This window comes from Mariprofundus ferrooxydans PV-1 (genome assembly GCF_000153765.1).
In the GTDB taxonomy this organism is placed as follows: domain Bacteria; phylum Pseudomonadota; class Zetaproteobacteria; order Mariprofundales; family Mariprofundaceae; genus Mariprofundus; species Mariprofundus ferrooxydans.
Genome location: NZ_DS022295.1, coordinates 860,555 through 881,734, shown reverse-complemented (window position 1 = coordinate 881,734; position 21,180 = coordinate 860,555). Strand labels below are relative to the sequence as shown.

Genomic DNA, 21,180 nt, shown 5'->3' with positions numbered 1-21,180 from the left:
CTGTGTGGCGGTATGAGATCGATGAAGTGGAGGCTATGTTGAGTTGGCAGATATTTACCGGATTGGCGGGTGGTGTCGGGCTGTTTCTGCTGGGAATGCAGTTAATGACCGATGGTCTTAAGCAGTCTGCCGGAAAATCATTGCAGCTGATACTCAGTCGTTCGACCAGTACGCCTCTGCGCGGCATTGTTGCCGGTGCACTGATTACCTCTCTGGTGCAGTCATCCAGTGCCGTGACAGTGGCTTCTATCGGTTTTGTTAATGCCGGCCTGATGAAACTCAAGCAAGCCGTGCGCGTAACCTATGGCAGCAATCTGGGAACGACGATGACCGGTTGGCTGGTGGCCATCATCGGTTTTCATGTCGAGATTAAAATATTTGCGCTGCCGGCTATCGGCATCGGCATGTTGATGACGATGCTGATGAAGCAGGGCCGTTACGCTGCGATTGGCAAGGTGCTCGCCGGTTTCGGTCTGTTCTTTCTCGGTATTGATCTGATGAAAGCGGGTTTCTCCGGTCTGGAAGGCGCATTTTCACTGGCTGCGCTCGATGAGGGAGGCTTGCTTGGTATGATTGTATTTGTCGGCGTCGGCTTTCTGATGACGCTGGTGATGCAATCCTCCAGTGCCTCGATTGCCATGACACTGACGGCCGCCGCCAGCGGCGTTATTGCACTGCCGGCAGCTGCATGCATGGTGATTGGCGCCAATGTCGGTACAACATCTACGGCTGTGCTGGCGGCGATCGGAGCTACGCCGAATGCCAAACGTATGGCCGCAGCGCATGTGATTTTCAATATCGCGACAGCGGTTGTTGCAGTGATTATTCTGCCATTGCTGCTGTTTCTGGTTGGTCAGTTACAGCATAAATGGATCATTGATGGCGGTGCTGCCACATCCCTGGCCCTGTTCCATACCATTTTCAATCTGCTGGGCGTACTGTTGATGCTGCCATTTACCAACCATCTGGTCAGTTTTCTTAAAACCCGTTTTCGTGCAGCTGAAGAGGATGAGAGCCGGCCCCAATTTCTTGATGATACACTGATTGATACACCGGAGCTTGCGCACGGTGCGCTGGTTCGCGAGCTGCAGCGGATTGAGCGAATCAGTATCAAGGTTGCAGAAGATGCGATCAATACCGAGGGCAGCCTCAGCCCGCGTATCAGCGCTGACCGGTTTGTGCTGGATAATCTGAGTAATGCAGTGGGTAAATTTACATCCAAGTTGCGACGAGGCAACCTGCCGGAAGATATCGCCGAGGCTCTGCCTAAGGCACTGGCGGCTACACGCTATTTTGTCGAAATGGCTGAACTGGCTGCTGAAGTCGATCAGCAGCAGAGCCAGGAGGCAGAGGTATCCGATGAACTGGCGTTGGCACTGGCCGATATGCGCAAGTTTGCGATCGGGGTGTTGAACACCGACAAGGCGAAGGTCGTAACCGAGAGCGATATTTCAGACAGGCAGATGCTGGAAAGACATTATGAAACAAGCAAGTCACTGTTGCTGCGTGCCGGTGCATCAGGCCAGTTAAGCGGGCGTCAAATGGTAACCCTGATTGAGTTGATGAAAACGATAGAACGACTGGTTAAACATGCGATCAAGGGGCAGGCCGCCCTGCGTGACTTTTCCGAGGCTGTTCACCCGGTGAGTGAGCCACTGCCGGATGCGCAGCAGGTTGAGGTGCCATAAAGCAGTCGGGGGGCAGGCGCTCAATAGGCCGGAAACTGCAGTAGCGAGCGGGATTCACTGACGGCAAAATCCCTGAATACCTTCTGGATAGCGGCAAAACGTTTGTTGTTGCGATGAACGATATACCAGTGGCGCATGATGGGGAAATCCTCCACCTTCAGTATAACCAGCCGCTTCAGGGTGAGCTCCATCTCAATGGTGTGCAGCGATACAATGCCCAGTCCCAGTTCAGCCATGACCGCCTGCTTGATGGCCTCGGAACGGTTCATCTCCATGCCCGGCGTCAGGCTCAGGCGATGCTCGGAAAAATAGCGTTCGGTGGCCATACGGGTGCCTGAGGCCGCCTCCCGGACGATAAAAGATTCATCCGCCACGTCCGAGAGGGGAATGGAGTCGCTGCAAGCCAGCGGGTGCTCCGGCCATGCAATAACCACCAGCGGGTTGTCGAGAAAGGGGATGCCTGTCAACGCATGACCCTCCGGAGGACGTCCCATAATGGCCATATCGGTCGTATTATTGTCCAGTGCATCAAGCAGGCCGGAACGATTGGTGACATCCAGTGTGACCTTGACGCCGGGATACTGATGGTGAAATGCCGCGAGTAAACGCGGCGCAAAATAGCTGGCAGTTGATGCCATGGTCAGATGCAGTTTGCCGCGTTTCAACCCCTTGAGCTCTTCCAGTACGGTTTTGGCCTCTTCCATTTGCTGACGGATATTGCGGGCGTAGTGTAACAACTCCTTCCCGGCCTCGGTGGCTTTGATCTGTTTGCCACTGCGTTCAAACAGTTGCAGGCCGAGCTGTCCCTCTATCTGTTTGATCTGCATGGAAACCGCCGGCTGGGTCATGTACAGTGCTTTGGCGGCTTCAGTGTAGCTGTTATAGTCGACTACGGCTTCGATGATTTTGAATTGTTTGAGTGAGATGTGCATAAAAACCACCCGCATAAGATTTATTTATATCAAAAATCATAACCATTGATTTTACATTATGAAAGCTATTTATAGACTTCCCATCGTCGGGTGAAAGGCATATGATGCCTGACCGCGAAGGTGGGGGGCGGAAGCTTCCTTGTAACAAACTAAACTTGGAGGGTACATTCTAATGGACCAATCGAATCGTTACGCCGATCTTAGTCTGAACGAAGCAGACCTGATCGCAGGCGGCAAGCATCTGCTTGTTGCTTATAAACTAATTCCGGCCAAGGGCTATGGTTTTCTGGAAGTAGCTGCGCACATTGCGGCTGAGTCCTCAACCGGTACCAATGTAGAGGTATCCACGACCGATGATTTCACTCGTGGTGTTGACGCACTGGTCTATGACATCGACGAGACCGCATTTGGTGACGAAGGCGTCACAGGCGGCGGTTTGATGAAGGTCGCATACCCTGTTGAACTGTTCGACCCGAACCTGATCGACGGTCATTACAATGTTTCCCATATGTGGTCCCTGATACTGGGTAATAACCAGGGCATGGGCGATCATGAAGGTCTGCGTATGCTCGACTTCATGGTGCCTGAGTGCATGATCAGAAAGTTTGACGGTCCAAGTGCAGGCATTGCCGACTTGTGGAAAGTACTGGGTCGCCCTGAAGTGGATGGCGGCTACATCTCTGGTACCATCATCAAGCCAAAACTGGGTCTGCGTCCTGAGCCGTTTGCCAAGGCATGTCTTGATTTCTGGCTGGGTGGCGACTTCATCAAGAACGATGAGCCGCAGGCTAATCAGCCGTTCTGCCCGATGAAGGTAGTTATTCCCAAGGTTGCAGAAGCCATGGATCGTGCCCAGCAGGAAACGGGTCAGGCCAAGCTGTTCTCCGCCAATGCTACCGCCGATTACCACGGCGAGTGTGTTGCCCGTGGTGAGTATATCCTGAGCGAGTTCGCCAAGTACGGTAACGAAAAGCATGTTGCATTCCTGATCGACGGCTTCGTGACCGGCCCTGCCGGTGTGACGACTGCACGTCGTGCATTCCCTGATACATTCCTGCACTTCCACCGTGCCGGCCACGGTGCGGTAACTTCTTACAAGTCCCCTATGGGTATGGATCCTCTGTGCTACATGAAGCTCGCCCGTCTGCAGGGTGCTTCCGGTATCCACACAGGTACCATGGGTTATGGCAAGATGGAAGGTCATGGCAAGGAAACCGTGCTGGCATATATGCTGGAACGTGATGAGTGCATGGGTCACTACTTCAACCAGAAGTGGTATGGCATGAAGCCGACTGCTCCGATCATCTCAGGTGGCATGAATGCACTGCGTCTGCCGGGCTTCTTTGAGAACCTCGGTCACGGCAACGTCATCAATACCTGTGGCGGCGGCTCCTTCGGCCACATCGACAGCCCGGCTGCCGGTGGTAAATCGCTGGATCAGGCTTATGACTGCTGGAAGTCGGGTACAGATCCGATCGAATACGCCAAGACTCACGGTGAGTTTGCCCGCGCATTTGAATCCTTCCCAGGTGATGCAGACAAGCTCTACCCAGGCTGGCGCGACAAACTGGGCGTACATAAGTAAGTCCAGGCTAAACAGGCGACAACAAAAAGGCCTCCACTTCGGTGGGGGCCTTTTTTAGTTCATCGAGGGTTTCCGGCAGACTGCTAGCGGGGGGCAGGGCCTTTCTTCCCGCTGATCAGCGAAGAACCATTTTCATGGCGAATTATCCGGAAGGGCGCGATCACGTCACCTGCACAGGTTTTTAAATATATCTATGGATACCCTGGCATTTTTATAAGCGGGGCTGATGAATTATATAAGCGTTTATAAACATGCATTTTTTTATGTAGCGATTAGCATAAGCACATATCTTTTCCGGAGGGAATACAATGACGACCGATAAAGAGCAGTACAAAGTACACGCAGAGCCATTCTATCAACCGCAGGGTGATGAAGTGGAACTCTACGAGGCAGCCTATGCTGCGCGTCTCCCGGTTATGGTAAAAGGTCCGACCGGCTGCGGTAAATCCCGTTTTGTTGAGCATATGGCGTGGAAGCTGGGCAAGCCTTTGATTACTGTGGCTTGTAACGAAGATATGACTGCGTCGGATCTGGTTGGTCGTTATCTGCTCGATGCCAATGGTACGCGCTGGCTGGATGGTCCTCTGACCACGGCGGCCCGTATCGGCGCTATCTGCTATCTCGATGAGGTGGTTGAGGCGCGTCAGGATACCACTGTCGTGATTCATCCGCTGACCGATCATCGTCGCACATTGCCTTTGGATAAGAAGGGTGAATTGATTGAAGCGCATGCCGACTTCCAGTTGGTGATCTCCTATAACCCCGGTTATCAGAGCCTGATGAAAGATTTGAAACAGTCGACCAAACAGCGTTTTGCCGCCTTTGAATTTGATTATCCGCTGCCGGAAGTGGAAACCTCTATTGTTGCCAAAGAGACCGGTATTGATACGGAGCTGGCAGCCAAGCTTGTGACGATTGGTGGTGCGGCTCGTAATCTGAAAGGTCATGGCCTGGATGAAGGTATTTCGACACGTTTGCTGACTTATGCAGCAGCCCTGATCAAGGGCGGTGTGGAAGCAAAAGCTGCCTGCCGCATGGCACTTGTTCGACCGATTACGGATGATGTGGATATTCGTGATACGCTGGATCACGCTATCGATGCAACTTTCTCTTAAGATGATGTCGGTCCGGGTTGCTTGCCCGGTTCTGTATACAGATCGCGGAGATAACCATGAGTGAAGCAATCGCAAGAAGCATGAATGTTGAAATGTACTGGCAGAAGCTGGGCTGTAATTTTGCTCAGGTTGACAGGATTTTCGATGAATGCATGAAAGAAGCCATGGCACTGCTTTCCAAAGAGGGCGTCAATGCCTATATCGAGAATGCACGTTTTCTGGGCAAGATGGGGCGTGGGCCGGAGCCGTTGCTGGTTTATCTGGAAGAGGCTCCGGGTGTTGCTGCGCAGATTGGTGAAGAGGCTCTGGTTGATCTGCGTGAGTTTGCCCACTACATGTCCACGCACACCAATTTCAAGGCTATGGTGCCGTTTCTGCAGACCAGTGGCTCCGTAGCACGCCGTTTGCACAGCTATGATGTATTCAAACAGTATGTCGAAGTGATCCGTGACATGATGGATCGCACCTCCGGCTCCGTTCACGGGCATCACACCACATTCCCGAGTCCCGGCTTGCCTGACCTGCTCAAACAGGCACCACATCTGTTGAGTGCGCTATCGCTGGAAGGCTTTCGTAACTGGGTTGAATACGGCATTACCTATTACAATACTCATCCTGAACGTCAGGTAGATTATTTCACTTTGCAATCAGCCGACGCACATGCAGTGATGCAGCGCGAGCGTCATGGTACCTTGCTGATAGATAACGAGCGCAAACTCGACAGCTATATGCGGGCGCTGTGGAGCGATCATGATCGCCTGATTCCATATTCGCTGGCCTTTGATGAATTGCGTAAGCCGATGCCGTATTTCGATGAGATCGGTATCCGTCTGCCTGATGTCTACGATGATCAGCATGGTGTCTCGGGGATTGATCGCTACCGCGCATCACTGGCCCATATGGCAGCGCATCGCCGCTGGAGCCAGAAGATGGTCGTGGATAACTGGAGCCCGTTCCAGCGCATTGCGGTCGAAGTCTTCGAGGACTCGCGCGTTGAGTATCTGGCCATGCAACGCTACCCGGGCCTGCGCAAACTGTTTCTTGCCCTGCATCCGATCCCCAATGAGGCGGACCTGCAGCTGCAGGACAGATCCCTGATTAACCTGCGCCTTGCTATGGTTTCCAGAGCGATTCTGGACCCCGATTACAGTTATGAAAATGCCGATGTGCGTGAGTTTGTCGGCCGCTTTTTTGCCGAAATGGAGAAGGGTGAGTCCAGCAGTTCGGCCATCGCCTCGATTGCACTCTCCTTCATTGCCCGTACCCGCAGGCAGACCGATGCCTCGCCGAATACCTATTTCGAAAACACGGAAGTCGATTATCGGGACGATAATCGTCATTTGTGGATTTTTATCGAGAATAGCGATGAAGAGGAGTCGTACGAAAAAGAGCCCAAGGTGCAGGAAGAGGAAGAGCTCAAGGGTTTGCCACCGCGTCACTATCATGAGTGGGATTACAATACTCAGCAATACCGCCCGGATTGGGTCAGCGTTTATGAGGCGATGCATCCCAGTGGTAATTCCACGAAGATTGATAACCTGTTAGCCAAACATGCGGGCCTTGCCAAGCGTCTGAAACAGATGCTTGAGATGCTCAAACCTCAGGACAAGGTGCGTATCCGCTATCAGGAAGAGGGCTCGGAGCTGGATCTGGATGTGGCTATACGCTCCCTGATCGATTTCAAGGGCGGGTGTGCACCGGATCCGCGCATCAATATGTCGCATCGTACTGACGGTCGAGATGTGGCTGTTACGCTGTTACTCGACCTTTCACAATCGCTTAGCGAAAAAGCGTCAGGTTGTGATCAGACTATTCTGGAATTGAGTCAGGAAGCGGTATCGCTGCTGTCGTGGGCCATTGAGCAGGTGGGGGATTCGTTCGCTATTGCCGGTTTCCACTCTAATACCCGTCATGATGTCCGTTATTATCATATCAAGGGCTTTTCAGAGCGCTGGGGTGATGAAGTGAAATCACGACTGGCGGAGATGGAGGCGGGCTTCTCCACCCGTATGGGCGGGGCCATGCGCCATGCCGCTCACTACCTCAAAGCGCAGCAGGCAGACAAGAAGCTGATGCTGATTCTTACCGACGGCGAGCCCTCCGATATTGATGTGGATGACGAGCAGCTGCTGATTGCCGATGCCAGACAGGCGGTGAATGAACTGGATAGGGATGGTATTTACAGTTACTGCATCAACCTCGATCCGAAGGCCGATGAGTATGTGGCCGATATTTTCGGTCGGCAGTATACCATTATCGATCACGTGGATCGTCTGCCGGAACGCCTGCCTGAGTTGTTTATCTCGCTGACCAAGTAATCATATTGCGGCGAATGGCTTACCATTCGGGTGAGGGGACTGGTTCCAGCGATGGCGACTCATTTCTGGCATCAAGCCTCTCCGGTGACTGGCACATAAGTAAAGCCGGAAAAAGGACTTCAGCTGTGTTTCACCACTCAGGGCGAACCTCTCTTATTCAGGAGTGGGACCCGGCTGGCCTTCCAGCATGTAATGCTTCTCGCGAAAGAGCTTGAGGCAAGCGTCCACCACCTTTGCCTCATATGTTTTTCCACGGTTGCCTTCGATCTCCGCCAGTGCCACATCTATACCCAGTCCCGCACGATAGGGGCGGTGCGAGGACATCGCTTCTACCACATCGGCCACGGCCATGATTTTTGCTTCAAGCAGGATCTGCTCACCTCTGAGGCCTTGCGGGTAGCCCGAACCGTCCAGTCTTTCGTGGTGCTGCCGGATGATGTCCGCAATCGGCCAGGGAAATTTCACGCCTTTCATGATGTCGTATCCCGATTGCGGGTGTTCCCGAATGATCTGATATTCGATATCGCTGAGCCTGCCGGGTTTGGAAAGAACTTCTGCAGGAATTCTGATCTTTCCCAGGTCGTGAATCGTCCCGGCAAGGTGGATGCCCTTGATCATCTCCTCCGGCAAGCCCATTTCCCGCGCGATGTCCACGGCCAGAATGGCGACTCGTCGCTGGTGACCGGCCGTATAGGGATCACGCATTTCCACGGTCGTGGCAACGGCCTGCACCGTCGCTTCCAATCCTTCACTGAGTTGCTCAAGCGTGTGCTGTTGCTCGACACGGGAGAGGTCGCGCTCGATGCCGGTACGCAGCATGTGGATGCCGTAGCCCAGATCCCCGGCCATCTCCTCCAGCAGGGCAACCTCTTTGTTGTTGAAGGCATTCGGTTCCGCCGCATAGATGGTCAGCACCCCGAAGGGTTTGCCGTTTTCAAATAGCGGCAGTGCGATACAGGCCTTGTAGCCGTAGGCCAGCGCATTTTCCTGCCACGGTGCCATGGCCGGGTCATGGCCAATATCCTGGATATATCGTGACTTTCCGGTACGTATCGCCATGCCGGTCGGGCCGCGACCCTCGGGCACATCGGCCCAACTGATCCGGATGCCGTTGGTATAGCCGGGCTTGACCGCATGCGAGGCCATCACCCTGACCGATTTCGTCTCGTTTTCCTCGGCATAGCCGATCCAGGCCAGCAGGTAGCCACCCTCCTCGACAGCTGCCCGGCATACCCCCTGCCACAGTTGTTCTTCGTCCTGTGCATGCACCAGCGTATGGTTGACGGAGCTCAGGGTTTTCAGGGCCCGGTTGAGGTGGCGCAACGATTCCTCCGCCTGCTTGCGCTGGGTGATATCCACATGGGTGCCGACCAGGCGTACCGGCTTGCCATCCAACTCCCGATTCACCTTGATGGCTCGGGAGAGCACGATCACATCATGGCCATCCCGATGCTTCATGCGTATTTCCATCTCCACATCATCGGCACGGCCTTCGAGATAATCCTGCACGCGTTGCAGAGCCCTCTCCTTGTCATCCGGATAAACAAGACGCGACCAGGTATCCAGCACGGGAGGAAAGGCATCCGCCTCATAGCCGAGCATCGAAAACCAACGCGGTGAGTAGTAGACCTCATCGGTCAACAGGTTCCAGTCCCACAGGCCGTCGTTGGCACCCTCCATGGCTAGCTGGAATCGCTGCTCGCTCTCCTTCAGTGCTTCCCGGTCCTTGATTCTGTCCGTCACATCAAGACCGATGGCGATCAGGCCCATGGTCTGCCCGGTAACATCTTTAAGCGTCTTGTCGTACCATTCAATCGTTTTCTCTTCGCCATCCTTCGTCAGGAGGGGCGTGATATTTCCATGGGTTTCGGTGTCGTGAATGGCACGCAGAAACAGTTCCCGTGTTGGCTCACGAATTGATTCGGGCAAAAACAGATCGAACCACTCTTTTCTCTCAACCTCGCTCAGGCTGTAACCAGAAAGGTTCTCCATATAACGGTTGAAACTTACGATCCGACCCTGCGGGTCCAGGGTCAGAATGATGACTGGCGCCACGTCCACCAGCCGCTTGTTGAAATCGCGCTCGCGCTTCAGTGATTGCTCGGCCAGCTGGCGCTCGGTGATGTCGCGGGCGATCGCTACGATGTAGTCGTTCCCTTCTAGGGATATGTGCTTGACGCTAATCTCTACCGGGAAGTTGCTGCCATCCTTTCGCCTGAATTCGTCCTCCAGAAGCGTGGTCCCGGTCTTTTTTACCCTCTGGACATGATCACTCCATGCGGCGAAATCTGTCATCCTGGCGCCGAATTCCATGACGCTCATACGAAGCAACTCGTCACGGGGGTATCCCAGCGAGGTGCATGCCCGTTTGTTGATGTCCACGATGCGTGCGGTAACGGAATCGACGACAAACACACTGTCATTCGAATCATCAAGAAGATCGCGGAACTGCTGCAGTTGCGACATGGCCCGATCCCGCTCCTCTTCCGCCCGCTTACGCGCACTGATATCCCGCGCATTGACGGAAGCACCGACAACCTTGCCGGTATTATCAAGCATGGGCGATGCCTTGACCGATACCTCGACCGGGGTTCCATTTTTGTGCAGCCGCACGGTGTCCGTGTACCGAGTGGGCTTGCCGAGCCGGATGGCCGCAAGTTCCGCCTTCACCTCATCGAAATGCTCGGGGGGGACAATCAGGGACTCGATGGGTTGTCCGATCGCTTCCCTGGCGGTGTAGCCGTAGAGCATTTCGGCTGCCCGGTTCCAGCTTTCCACGACACCGTCGAGTGTAACGGAGATGATGGCATCGTCAGAGGATTCGACAATCAGCGCCAGCCGCAACCGTACCGCCGTGGCGGCGGCGACCTCGGTCAGGTCAGTGACTACGACGGAGATCGCTTTGCCTCCGCTATCCGACAGGGGAAAGATGGAGAGATGGACGGGTATCCAGGTGTCATCGCATGCCTGTAGCGCCAGTTCTCCGTGCACGGCCTTTTTCATCCCGCCAGCCAGCATCGTGGTGAAACGCTTCCGGTCCTGTTCGGCGATCATGCCATGGAATGACATCCCGACGATTTTCTTGAACGAAATCCCGGCCATTTCGGCAAAGCGGGCGTTGCTATAGAGGATGGTCCCGTCGCCGGAGAGGGAGACCGCCCCATCGCCCATGGCACGCAAGGTCTCTTCGGCTTCATCCAGCCGGGCGCGCAGCGTTTCGTTTTCTGCAACGAGTTGTTCGACTGTGGGGTTGGGCTGGTTCGGCATCACTGTTTATTTCGTATATCCAGTCCCACCAGCACGCGCTTGGTACCCGACAGGTCGCCGATGATGCGCTTCAATGGTCCCGGGAGTTGCCTGATGATTATTGGCCGCCCCTGCGGTAGGCCGCCAAGAGTAACCTCATCCAGACCGTTGATGCCGGTCGGGCACTTCTTCAGCCCTGTGATCGGGTTTGTTTGAGAGTGGTGTTTCTTCGCTTTGACCATGATGTCTCCCCACATAGAAGAGTGGCTGAACGGTCAGTATAGTCCCTATTTCCAATTTATCCAAATTACCGGATATGTCGCGTACCAATTACTCCGGCACACAGCATCTTCATCGATGATGCAGTGTGCCGGAGCTGTCCTTTCACTGACCAAAATATACTTGTGCAAGGATGAACTCCGTAAGAGGGGGGCTCAGCTGGCTTGTCCGTTTGTGATCCGGCCGGGGCGGGCGCAACGCTGATTGCGTCAGGGTGCCTGCCTGAGGGTGCCTGTATTATAAGAGTTGAATGCTTATTAATTCATCACTATTCGCGGTGAAATCGTTGTAAACATAGATAAATCAACATATCTGCTAGTGGCATTATCATTGCTAATTCAATGCTAATAATTTCTATACAAGAACTGGAGAACAGACATGAGCGGAAATGAATCACGGCTGCAAGCCATTCATCAAATTACAAACTGTAGCGCTACGGCTGTAGCGCAACCGGAGCCACTGAGTGAAATTTGGGCAAGCGATGTGTTCAATTTGGCGACCATGGAGCAGTGTCTTTCCAAGAGCGCTTTCAAGGCCATCAAGAAAACGGTTCAGACAGGCGCACCGCTGGATGCGGCTACCGCCGAGGTTGTGGCTGCGGCCATGAAAGAGTGGGCGATGGGCAAGGGTGCCAAGTTCTTCTCGCATATCTTCTATCCGATGACCAATGTCTCTGCCGAAAAGCATGACGGTTTTATCGTGACAAACTCCGATGGCAATGCCATCACCGAATTCAGCGGCAGCCTGTTGATCAAGGGTGAGCCGGACGGCTCATCATTCCCGAATGGCAGCATTCGCATGACCAATGCCGCGCGCGGTTATACCGCGTGGGACCCAACCAGCCCTGCCTATATTATGCAGACAGAGAATGGTGCAACCCTGACGATTCCAAGCGTATTCATGTCGTGGACCGGTGAAGCACTGGATAAGAAAATTCCGCTGCTGCGTTCCAATGCAGCGATGAACAAGGCTGCACAGAAAGTACTCTCCCTGATGGGGGAGACCGAGATTGCTCCGTTGAACTCGAGCTGCGGTGCCGAACAGGAATATTTCCTTGTTGATGCCAACTTTGCTGCGGCCCGTCCTGATCTGTTGCTTGCCGGCCGCACCCTTTTTGGCGCTCCCTCAGCCAAAGGCCAGCAATTTGATGATCACTATTTCGGAGCAATTCCACAGCGTGTTCAGGTTTTCATGCAGGATCTTGAAGAGCAGCTGTACAAACTCGGCATTCCTGCCAAAACGCATCACAATGAAGTTGCGCCGGGGCAGTTTGAAATTGCACCCTATTTTGAAGCTGCAAACGTTGCTGCCGATCACCAGCAGCTGTTGATGACGGTGTTGAAAAACAGCGCGAAGAAACATGGTTTCCTCTGCCTGCTGCATGAAAAGCCGTTTGCAGGCATCAATGGTTCAGGTAAACATGTGAACTGGTCGGTCGGCAATGCAACACAGGGTAACCTGCTTGATCCGGGTGATACACCCCATGACAATCTGAACTTCCTGCTCTTTTGTGGTGCAGTAATTCGTGGTGTTCATCTGTTCGGGCCGCTGTTGCGCGCGGCTATTGCCACAGCCTCCAATGATCACAGGCTCGGTGCCAATGAGGCGCCACCGGCAATCATGTCCGTCTATCTGGGTGATCAGCTGGAGAAATTGTTCAAGGATATCAAGGACGGCAAACTCACTGTAACCGAAGCCGGTGGTGAGATGAATCTTGGTCTGTCTCAAATCCTCAACTTCAAACGTGATCCGGGTGATCGCAACAGAACATCTCCTTTTGCATTTACCGGCAACCGCTTTGAGTTCCGCGCCGTAGGTTCAGGGCAGTCGGTTTCCGGTCCTCTGGTTGTTATGAATACCATGCTGGCTGACTCGCTTGCATGGATTGCTGAAAAGCTTGAAGCTGAACTGGTCACGGCCAGCTGCAAGGCAGATGCAGTGATTAGTGTGCTTAAGCAGCTTATCACAGAGCACGGCAATGCCGTCTTCGGTGGTGATGGTTACTCCAGCGACTGGCATACCATGGCTGTTGAAGAGCGTGGTCTGAAAAATATTCCGACCACAGCCGATGCACTGCCTGCACTACGCGAGGAGTCGGTCAAAAAGTTGTTTGCAACTACCGGCGTACTGTCACCTGTTGAGCTGGAGAGTCGTTTTGAGGTCTATTCGGAGCAGTATATTCTGGCCATTGAGCTGGAAGCAAAACTGGTCGTGGAGATGGCTAAATCCATGATTTACCCTGCTGCTGTTACCTATCTTTCCGAGCTTGCCGCAGCAGGTGCAAACATGGCTGAGCTGAATATCAAACTGGATCATGGTGTTGCAGAAACAGTTGCAGCAGAAACCAATGCCATGATGGCTGCTGTAACAAAACTCAGTGCTGCGCTGGAGACGCACGATTTTGATTCCACCGAGGCGCACATGCAGTATATGGCCAAAGATATTCGCGCTCTGATGGATGAAGTCCGCCTGCATGCGGATGCTCTGGAGGCGGAAGTGGCTGATGAGTTATGGCAGCTGCCAAAATATCGTGAGATGCTGTTTATCAAATAGAGCAGCATGTTCGTTGAAAAAGGCCGCCTCAGGGCGGCCTTTTTTTGTGCCAGAGCGGACCGCTGCCTGCCGGCTTCGGGCACTGTTTTTGTTGATTACGCGCGTCGGTGAATGTTTGCTGCTATAATGGCTCCGGTAACAAGAGGAGAGATGATATGACATTCCACCTGTTCGGGCATAAGACGGAAAAACTCAGTGCTGAAGCGCTGCAGGACCTTGTTTTAAAACTGTTGCTGCAGATGGCGTGGGTTGACGGCAAGGCGGATGCAAAAGAGCTCGGAGGCGTTATCCATACCATCGAACGCGTTTATAGGCTTGATCCGGCCACTGTGCGCAGCAAACTCATTGCTTTCGATCAGCAGTCTGTGGAGGATATTGATACTCTGGCCGGCAAGTTGCGCGATAATCTGCCGGTGCGTGAGCGGGTGCAGTTGCTCAGGGATATCTGGGCTGTTGCCCGGACAAATGGCAAAACAGACCGGGATGAGCAAGCCTTCTTTTACCGGGTGGCCGAGCTGCTGGATATCAAAGACAACGAATTCTTCGAGAAGTGCATCAAGGTCGACAGCCACTGATTATCGTTTCCTCCTGGCGGGAGAGGGGATGCTGTTTACTCCCGGTGAATCCAGTCTGCACCCAGTGTGCCGTTGAGCCGTTCCAGATAGGCGCTGCCTGACACCTTGCCGATCATTCTGTCCGCCTCTGTGATGCGTTCGCTCAGATGCAGGCGTCTGTCCGACTCGTCTTCATCAAGCTCTTGCAGCTGGCTGCTCAGATATTCTCTGTGCGAAAGCCAGAGTTGAGTATCTCTGGACTGTTTGATGCTCAGCCGTTCTTTGTACCAGTCGCTCTCAATCAGATATTCGCGGGTGAAGAGATGACGGATCGATGGATCATCCACGCTCATGCCTTCGTATGTGCCATGTGCCATGATGTGGAGCAGTGCCTTGAGTGGCGGGCAGGCATCATCAATGGAGCCATCGAGAAAATAGTCGTTTGCCACGCGTTGCTGGGCTTCGCAGATGTTATTGATGCCATCGACAAAGTCCGCCATGCCCTGGGTTTCAGGCTTGAGCATGGCTTCATCGAAGACGGCCATCGGTCTGTCGAATAACTTGCCGAAATGATCCTGGATAAAGCGCTCTGTCATACGATAACCAAGTCGGCTGGCGAGCACGGTCTTGCCCTCAAATTCAAAGTCTTCAAGCTTTTCCAGATAGCCCTGTTCGATCATGAAAGCAGGCTTCTGCACTCTGGCCGGCAGGCGACACCAGATTTCCGGAATCAGCATGCTGATATCATGATCAATGCGCCGGTCTGCTCCGATATGACCGGCCGCGGTGGAGAAGCCGTCGTAGCCGCACAGGATGAAGGATACCAGTGCACTGTTCAGATCAGCCGTGGCTGAGAGCGAGTTGAAAGGCCCCTTGGTCAGTGCGCCTTCGGAACCGGCACCGGTTGTCGATGGTGATTTTCCGGTCAGGCTGCAGATAAAGTCCATGAACAATTCCGGCAGTTCCTGATAGTGAATCGGATTATAGACCGCCAGCGACCTGGCTCCCGGCCCCGGCGGATTGTTTCGCCGTCCTGTGAGTACGGCATTGACCGGAAAATGCACCGGCTGCTCCGATCTCAAACCGCGCTTTAAGCGAGTGCTGATTTCCGCGAGATAGGCGGAGTGTGGATCAGCCAGATCAGGTCTGTCCTGCAGGTAGCGCACATTCTGGCTGGGCTTGCCGTCCACCAGACGCGGATGCGCCGAGGAGACGAAATAGAGCGAGTCATCCATGCCGGCGGCATTGTGTATCAGACCCTGCATCGGTGGGCTAAATTTCTCAAAGTGCACCACATCCTCGACCATCTCCTGTGCATCGTCGCGCTGCATCGGTTCGAAGTTGGAGATAAAGCTGTTGCCTGAAGAGAGGTCGGATTCGGTCTGCAGATCCGCACCTCTGTTGATCGCCTCGTCAGGCCGTTGAAACAGGCGCAGTTCGCAGTTATCCGTCAGTTTGATGCTCGGGTGGTCGAATTCGGGATTCAGCCCCTCTACATAGCTAACTGGAATCACGGTCGAAGCGGTGATGTCATCCTCCATCTGCAGTTTGTCGGATGCGATATAGTCCTGCCGCAGCTTGAACAGGCGCCAGCTGCCGTCGGTGCCGAATCCGACACGCAGGTAGCTTGCCATCAGTTTGCGGCCGTGATGGCGCAGTTCATGACCCGGATGACCATTCACCTTGTCCACGGAAAAGTGCTGATCCCAGTCGCGCCCCCATGCGGTTCTGTAGAAACGCTTGATCATGAATACCAGTGCCAGGATGTGTTGCGGGATGCTCTCCAGCCACTGATTGTACTCATCGGTATAGTCGTTGAGAGATGGCGTTAACAGCTTGATCACCGAACCCAGACTGCGCTCTCTGCTCAACAGGCTGCGTGTATCCGGTTTGTTTGATCCCGGGTTGCGGAAGCGGGTGGAGTAGTCGCGTTCGAATACAGCCCTGACCTGGTCCATATCCTGCTCAAAATCTCCCACATAGGTTGGCCCGGAGAGGATTGCACCTGCAATGGACTTGGAGATTTCCGACTTGCCTCCACCGGATACCGTACTCGGTTTATGGCAGAATGTGCCTTCACCGATGGTGCCGATCAGCCGCCAGCTTGGCGCATCGGGGTGGCGCTCCAGATGTACCCTGAAGCCGCTCGGGTAGATAAAGGTATTTTTTACCAGTAACTTGATATGTTGCGGGCCATTCTTTCCCTGCCAGCTTACCTTCAGGTCATGCAGGTTGATCTGCGTGTCTTCCGGCACATAGATGATTTCGGGGAAACGCTTGTCGAGGGCATAGCCTTCGGCCTGCAGCTCAACCCTGTCACCAAGCCGTTCGCACAGGTCGGCAAAGGTATGGCTGTCAACCATGTCACTGGAGCGCGGCAGATAGATCTCACCGAGATTGTAGCGCGGGAAGGCGAGCGCGCCGCCGGCATGCTCCTCCTCGCAGCCGCCGAACAGGTTGGCCGAGTAGCTGATATGCGATTTGATCTCTTTCTTGCTGTAACCGAAATAGTTGTCGGCAATGATGGTGACAATCACACCGCGCATATCGCGGCATACGAGCTTGAAGGCATTGCCCTCGTTGTATAATTCATCCTCACTCTGCCAGCACATACCGTCGCGGCGCTGACGTTCGCTGGCATCAGCAAAGCAGGGCAGGCCAAGATCCTTTTTCTTTAAGCCCACCAGATGCGGAGCGAGAATGATGCAGCCGGTTTGACCGGTCCAGTGCTCGATATCGAGTGCTGCATCGTTTTCCGGCAGGAACGGATCACCGCCATTGCCGAAGATGGACTCCACGAAATCAAGATTGGAGACCAGTCCACCGGGAGCGAACATGCGTACTTCAAGGCTCTTGGCAGGCAATACGCCTTTAACTTCAGGGCGCACCGTCGGGCGCAGCAGCAGGGAGACCCAGAGTCTGGCTTTTTCAGGCTCCTCACAGGTTGCGGGCAGCTCAAGCAGCCACTCGGGCGGGTTAAATGCTTCTTTCAGCAAGGCGCCGAACACGGCGGCAGGCACCTCTTTCTTGTCGGCAGGCACAGGCAGGTTGCCGGCAGCGATGTGGAATACACCCTTGGTGGTGCGGCGATCATTTTTCGGGTTGTGCAGTGCACCTTGCAGCAAGCGGTAAGAGTCAACGATGTCCGAGTGGAAGTGATTGCCGTTCACCGGCAGAGACATCTCGCGCGCCATGCCGGGCTTATCCACAATCAGGGTCGTGCCGGGAATTTCGACCGTCTGATCCACACCATGTTCAGACAGATATGCATGAAGGAAACCCTGAATACGCTGGTCGACAGGGCAGCGGTAGGCGGAGAGCAAGCGCCTTAGCCGGGCATAGCGTTTGAGCACGCTGTCGGCCATCGCAAGATAGGTGTAATCACCCTCTTTCAGGTGACAGGTAGGCATACCAAGCGCTGCCAGCTTCAGATTGATCAGCTGATGCCATACATGCGGTGGGGCAGTATTCTGTTCCTTGTTGTGGGTGATTACAGTTTCAGTCATAACATACATCCAGTGTGTGGCGTTTTTTCTACATGGCACCCGGCAGACTCATGCTGCCAGCATGCAACAGCGATGCAAACGGGCATCAAACAGATCCGGGTTAGAGTCTTTGCGGATCTGTTTTTCTGCTAACGTGAAAACACATCAGTAATATTGAGCAATCGGTGGGCCAAGTCGAAGTGCCTTGTTTTTCAACGATTGCTCTTTCAAGGTATCGCTTGATATGGTGAATAAATTTGCATGGCTGCTTGTTCAACAGGCATTTATATTTCTGCTCTGCACTATCGACGCGGGATCGCGGGCTTGCCGACTTATGCAAAGCAGCAGCCTCATCACAACTGACCGTGCTTCAGGTATCACTACATCGGGTGTCACGATGAGAGTCTCCACCTGCGCTGTTAATACAGGCCGACACCCTCCTGACCGCCGCCAACGATCTTTCTCCCGGAGCATGCAGGAGATCTCATCAATTCAACAACATACCTGCATAAGCAGGTAAACGCGATCAACAGGTGAGACCCTATTGATTCTCTTCGATGAAGGAGAACACCTGACCGATAGCATCCTGACAGCTGATCAGTGATGCGATGCCGGGGATGGTCAGCTTCTGACGGACGATGCTGCCGCCACCCTCAAGGAATTGTTCCGCAACATCGTCCACGGAAGCTACCTTGTTCAGTTTGCCGTGGCTGGCAATGTGTACGGTGTGAAAACTGAACGGTGCATTGATAGTTTCAATTTCCCAGTCGGGGTGGGACTGTTGCTTCTCCATTCGACTGGTGGGCTGATATTGATAGTGCAGACCGGATACATTTACTCTTAACATAGTCAGACCTCTCAATGGGGTATTCTGATCAGTGCAAGCTCTCCATATACACAATTATCGTGGTTAACAGGTTCCGAGATTAGTGTGTAAACAGATTAGATCAAGCAAATCATCAAAGCAGGGTGCATGGGGTTGCTCCACTCGCCTGCCGGAAGGCTCGGGGAAAGCACACGCGCACAACCCAGGCTGCCTGTTTGGAGAAGGGGGGTAAAAAATTGCAAGCCGGTGCTGACAAGAGTAACCTGTATTGGGTTGTCGATGCGGGGGTGGTGAGGGCCACTCCCCTCCGGGCAAGTGTTGAGTCGGGGAAATAAAAACGGAGTGGAGCAGGGCGTATGTCGGAACCACAGGTTGAGTTGGCGCATCTTTCCAAATGGATGATCTTTGTCATACTGCTATGGACAGCCATTGTTATAGCTTCATTGTACTGGAATGTTGCTGTTGAAAAAGAGCATACGCTGAGGGAAGCCGTTACCGAGGCCCGCGCCAATTTTGACAAAAATAAAACTTTCAGGTTGTGGGCTGCCTCGCACGGTGGTGTCTATGTGCCTGTTAATAAAGATAATCAGCCCAACCCCGGCATGGCATCAATGCCGGAACGGGATCTGACAACGCTCTCTGGTATGCGACTGACGCTGATGAACCCGTCGGCAATAATTCGCCAGATGAAGAGCGGGGGCACCGGCCGGTATGCCGTAAAAGAAAAGTTAACCACATTCGAGGATAAGCTGCTTGATCCGAAGAATAAGCCGGACAGCTGGGAGGCGAAGTCGTTGAAGGCTCTGAAGCAGGGAGCGGCAGAGGTGAAAGAAATCACCCAGATCGACGGTGTTACTTATATGCGTCTGATGCGACCGTTGTTTATAGAGCAGGGCTGTTTGAAGTGCCATGGCAATCAGGGTTATCAGGTCGGAGATTTTAGTGGCGGGCTGGATGTGGCTGTACCCATGGCAACTTATCTGAAACACGTATCTGATGTAACAGTCTTATTGTGGAAATCATATGGCCTGATCTGGCTGGTTGGTTTATCGGGAATTGTTTATGCATTCAGGCATAACAGGGCAATAGTATCCGAGCGCCTGAAACTGATAAGCGAGCTTCAGGAGATGAATGATAAACTGGAGAGATATTCCTATCAGGATGGCCTGACCAGAGTAGCCAACAGGCGCATGTTTGATACCCTGCTGGATAGGGAGTGGGCGGCAGCCAGGCGCGGAGGAGGGCGGCAGTTGGCATTGGTTATGATCGATATCGATTATTTCAAACTGTATAACGATACTTACGGGCACTTGGCTGGTGACGATTGCCTCAAGCGTATCGCCGCGGCTCTTAGTCGGGTCTCCAAGCGTACAACCGACCTGATAGCTCGCTATGGGGGTGAAGAGTTCGTGCTGCTGCTGCCCAATACCGGGCGGGAACAGGCCCATAGTCTGGCTGAACAGTGTCTGCGTGATATCGCAGCATTGCAAATTCCCCACAGCCAATCCGAAGCAGCAGAGGTCGTTACGATCAGTGTTGGCGTGACGACAATGGCTCCTGATGCAACCATGCAGGCGGCCATGCTGATTGAGATGGCTGATCGGGCGCTCTACCGGGCCAAGGAGAGCGGGCGTAACAGGGTGGAGGTTGCCTGATCCTGCACGCTTCGGTTGTCCTTTCGCCGGGCCCATGTTCTGATACTATCCGCTGGTATGAAAAAAGAACAACGCAAACGTATCGTCGACCGGCACCGGGACAGTCTGACCAGGCACGGTTATCATCCCAATGCCCTCTACTGGAGCAGCCGGGAGATTCAGGAGATCCGCTTCCGGGTTCTGGCGGAAATCGGCATTGAGTCAGGCGATTCGGTGCTGGATGTGGGCTGCGGCTTTGCTGATTTCAGGCAGTGGATAGCAGGGCAGGGCAAGGCTGTCAGTTTTACCGGCATTGATCTCTCGCCGGATCTGATTCGCGTAGCAAGCCAAAGACATCCGGATGCCGCATTGTTGTGCGGTGAGTTGGCGGACTTTGATTTTGCCTCAGGCTCATTTGACTGGGTGATCCTCTCCGGTGCAATGAATGAGCAGTTGCATGATGAGGGCGCTTATGCACGCGGCATGATCGCCCGCATGTTTGACCTGTGTCGCAAGGGTGTAGCCTTTAATATGCTCGATGCACGCCATCTCAAGGCGCACGATTTGCAGAGTGTCGATCCGCATCTGATGCTCGATTATTGCCGTACGATCTGTCCGGATGCTGAGCTTCGCGACGATTATCTGGCCAATGATTTTACCATCTATATGCGCCGGATAGAGAGCGGAGCGGCTTAACTATCGGGCTGCTTGATAGTGGACCATGGTGAGTTGTTCTTGCGCTCTTTTTCTTCCAGCATTTCCAGATAGAGATTTTCCACTTTACTGCGTGCCCACGGTGTCTTGCGCAGGAATTGCAGGCTGGATTTAACCGACGGGTTGGAATTGAAACAGCGGATTTTGACATGAATACCCAGTTCGCCCCAGCCATAATAGGCAACCAGGCTGTTGACGATGGCCTCCAGTGTGATGCCGTGCAGCGGGTTGTTCGGTTGTTCCTGACTCAT

13 protein-coding genes and 1 pseudogene are annotated in these 21,180 nt (G+C 53.7%); 8 read left to right on the top strand and 6 right to left on the bottom strand.

Annotated features, from left to right (window positions below; genetic code table 11):
- The first annotated feature begins 35 nt into the window (after positions 1-35).
- Positions 36-1,688: a Na/Pi cotransporter family protein gene (locus tag SPV1_RS11050; RefSeq protein WP_231288421.1), complete on the top strand. Its 1,653-nt coding sequence runs from the start codon at positions 36-38 to the stop codon at positions 1,686-1,688.
- 20 nt (positions 1,689-1,708) lie between these two features.
- Here the strand turns inward: SPV1_RS11050 and SPV1_RS11045 are convergent, their stop codons facing one another.
- Complete coding sequence (locus tag SPV1_RS11045; protein WP_040881851.1) at positions 1,709-2,620, bottom strand: LysR family transcriptional regulator; 912 nt, start codon at positions 2,618-2,620, stop codon at positions 1,709-1,711.
- A gap of 172 nt (positions 2,621-2,792) precedes the next feature.
- On the opposite strand from SPV1_RS11045, the gene SPV1_RS11040 reads away from it, so the two are divergent.
- From SPV1_RS11040 to SPV1_RS11030, 3 genes are all read left to right on the top strand, one after another.
- Positions 2,793-4,205, top strand: a complete 1,413-nt coding sequence (locus SPV1_RS11040) for a ribulose-bisphosphate carboxylase (protein ID WP_009851287.1) — start codon at positions 2,793-2,795, stop codon at positions 4,203-4,205.
- A gap of 308 nt (positions 4,206-4,513) precedes the next feature.
- Positions 4,514-5,320 (top strand): CbbQ/NirQ/NorQ/GpvN family protein, encoded by an 807-nt coding sequence (locus SPV1_RS11035; protein WP_009851286.1) that lies wholly within the window; start codon positions 4,514-4,516, stop codon positions 5,318-5,320.
- Between the two features lie 56 nt (positions 5,321-5,376).
- Complete coding sequence (locus tag SPV1_RS11030) at positions 5,377-7,638, top strand: nitric oxide reductase activation protein NorD (protein WP_040881850.1); 2,262 nt, start codon at positions 5,377-5,379, stop codon at positions 7,636-7,638.
- Positions 7,639-7,791: 153 nt separating this feature from the next.
- Here the strand turns inward: SPV1_RS11030 and SPV1_RS14010 are convergent, their stop codons facing one another.
- Positions 7,792-10,905, bottom strand: a complete 3,114-nt coding sequence (locus SPV1_RS14010; RefSeq protein ID WP_009851284.1) for a PAS domain S-box protein — start codon at positions 10,903-10,905, stop codon at positions 7,792-7,794.
- Positions 10,905-11,009, bottom strand: a pseudogene (locus SPV1_RS14815) (circadian clock protein KaiB); the annotation flags it as partial. The pseudogene SPV1_RS14815 and the gene SPV1_RS14010, both read right to left, overlap by 1 nt.
- Before the next feature lie 532 nt (positions 11,010-11,541).
- Between SPV1_RS14815 and SPV1_RS11015 the strand changes: the two are divergent.
- Positions 11,542-13,716 (top strand): glutamine synthetase III family protein, encoded by a 2,175-nt coding sequence (locus SPV1_RS11015; RefSeq protein WP_009851282.1) that lies wholly within the window; start codon positions 11,542-11,544, stop codon positions 13,714-13,716.
- A gap of 155 nt (positions 13,717-13,871) precedes the next feature.
- Positions 13,872-14,291 (top strand): TerB family tellurite resistance protein, encoded by a 420-nt coding sequence (locus tag SPV1_RS11010; protein ID WP_009851281.1) that lies wholly within the window; start codon positions 13,872-13,874, stop codon positions 14,289-14,291.
- A 35-nt stretch (positions 14,292-14,326) separates the two neighbouring features.
- Here SPV1_RS11010 and SPV1_RS11005 read toward each other — a convergent pair whose 3' ends face one another.
- Both SPV1_RS11005 and SPV1_RS11000 read right to left on the bottom strand, forming a co-directional pair.
- A complete protein-coding gene (locus SPV1_RS11005) occupies positions 14,327-17,776 on the bottom strand; it encodes a hypothetical protein (protein WP_152909286.1) in 3,450 nt (1,149 codons plus the stop codon).
- Positions 17,777-18,296: 520 nt separating this feature from the next.
- A complete protein-coding gene (locus tag SPV1_RS11000; protein WP_018294638.1) occupies positions 18,297-18,602 on the bottom strand; it encodes a hypothetical protein in 306 nt (101 codons plus the stop codon).
- Between the two features lie 335 nt (positions 18,603-18,937).
- Between SPV1_RS11000 and SPV1_RS10995 the strand changes: the two genes are divergently transcribed.
- Positions 18,938-20,236: a diguanylate cyclase gene (locus SPV1_RS10995; RefSeq protein WP_009851278.1), complete on the top strand. Its 1,299-nt coding sequence runs from the start codon at positions 18,938-18,940 to the stop codon at positions 20,234-20,236.
- A 57-nt stretch (positions 20,237-20,293) separates the two neighbouring features.
- A complete protein-coding gene (locus SPV1_RS10990; protein WP_009851277.1) occupies positions 20,294-20,911 on the top strand; it encodes a class I SAM-dependent methyltransferase in 618 nt (205 codons plus the stop codon).
- On the opposite strand, the gene SPV1_RS10985 is transcribed toward SPV1_RS10990, so the two are convergent.
- A complete protein-coding gene (locus SPV1_RS10985; protein ID WP_009851276.1) occupies positions 20,908-21,180 on the bottom strand; it encodes a VF530 family protein in 273 nt (90 codons plus the stop codon). The two genes, SPV1_RS10990 and SPV1_RS10985, sit on opposite strands and share 4 nt — an antisense overlap.

What these genes read in the sequence shown, in the direction of transcription:
- SPV1_RS11010 (WP_009851281.1), top strand. Translation starts at nt 13,872, where the DNA reads ATGACATTCCACCTGTTCGGGCATAAGACGGAAAAACTCAGTGCTGAA.
- SPV1_RS11000 (WP_018294638.1), bottom strand. Translation starts at nt 18,602, where the DNA reads ATGTTAAGAGTAAATGTATCCGGTCTGCACTATCAATATCAGCCCACC.
- SPV1_RS14010 (WP_009851284.1), bottom strand. Translation starts at nt 10,905, where the DNA reads ATGCCGAACCAGCCCAACCCCACAGTCGAACAACTCGTTGCAGAAAAC.
- SPV1_RS10995 (WP_009851278.1), top strand. Translation starts at nt 18,938, where the DNA reads ATGTCGGAACCACAGGTTGAGTTGGCGCATCTTTCCAAATGGATGATC.
- SPV1_RS10990 (WP_009851277.1), top strand. Translation starts at nt 20,294, where the DNA reads ATGAAAAAAGAACAACGCAAACGTATCGTCGACCGGCACCGGGACAGT.
- SPV1_RS11045 (WP_040881851.1), bottom strand. Translation starts at nt 2,620, where the DNA reads ATGCACATCTCACTCAAACAATTCAAAATCATCGAAGCCGTAGTCGAC.
- SPV1_RS11005 (WP_152909286.1), bottom strand. Translation starts at nt 17,776, where the DNA reads ATGACTGAAACTGTAATCACCCACAACAAGGAACAGAATACTGCCCCA.
- SPV1_RS11035 (WP_009851286.1), top strand. Translation starts at nt 4,514, where the DNA reads ATGACGACCGATAAAGAGCAGTACAAAGTACACGCAGAGCCATTCTAT.
- SPV1_RS10985 (WP_009851276.1), bottom strand. Translation starts at nt 21,180, where the DNA reads ATGAGTCAGGAACAACCGAACAACCCGCTGCACGGCATCACACTGGAG.
- SPV1_RS11015 (WP_009851282.1), top strand. Translation starts at nt 11,542, where the DNA reads ATGAGCGGAAATGAATCACGGCTGCAAGCCATTCATCAAATTACAAAC.
- SPV1_RS11030 (WP_040881850.1), top strand. Translation starts at nt 5,377, where the DNA reads ATGAGTGAAGCAATCGCAAGAAGCATGAATGTTGAAATGTACTGGCAG.
- SPV1_RS11040 (WP_009851287.1), top strand. Translation starts at nt 2,793, where the DNA reads ATGGACCAATCGAATCGTTACGCCGATCTTAGTCTGAACGAAGCAGAC.
- SPV1_RS11050 (WP_231288421.1), top strand. Translation starts at nt 36, where the DNA reads ATGTTGAGTTGGCAGATATTTACCGGATTGGCGGGTGGTGTCGGGCTG.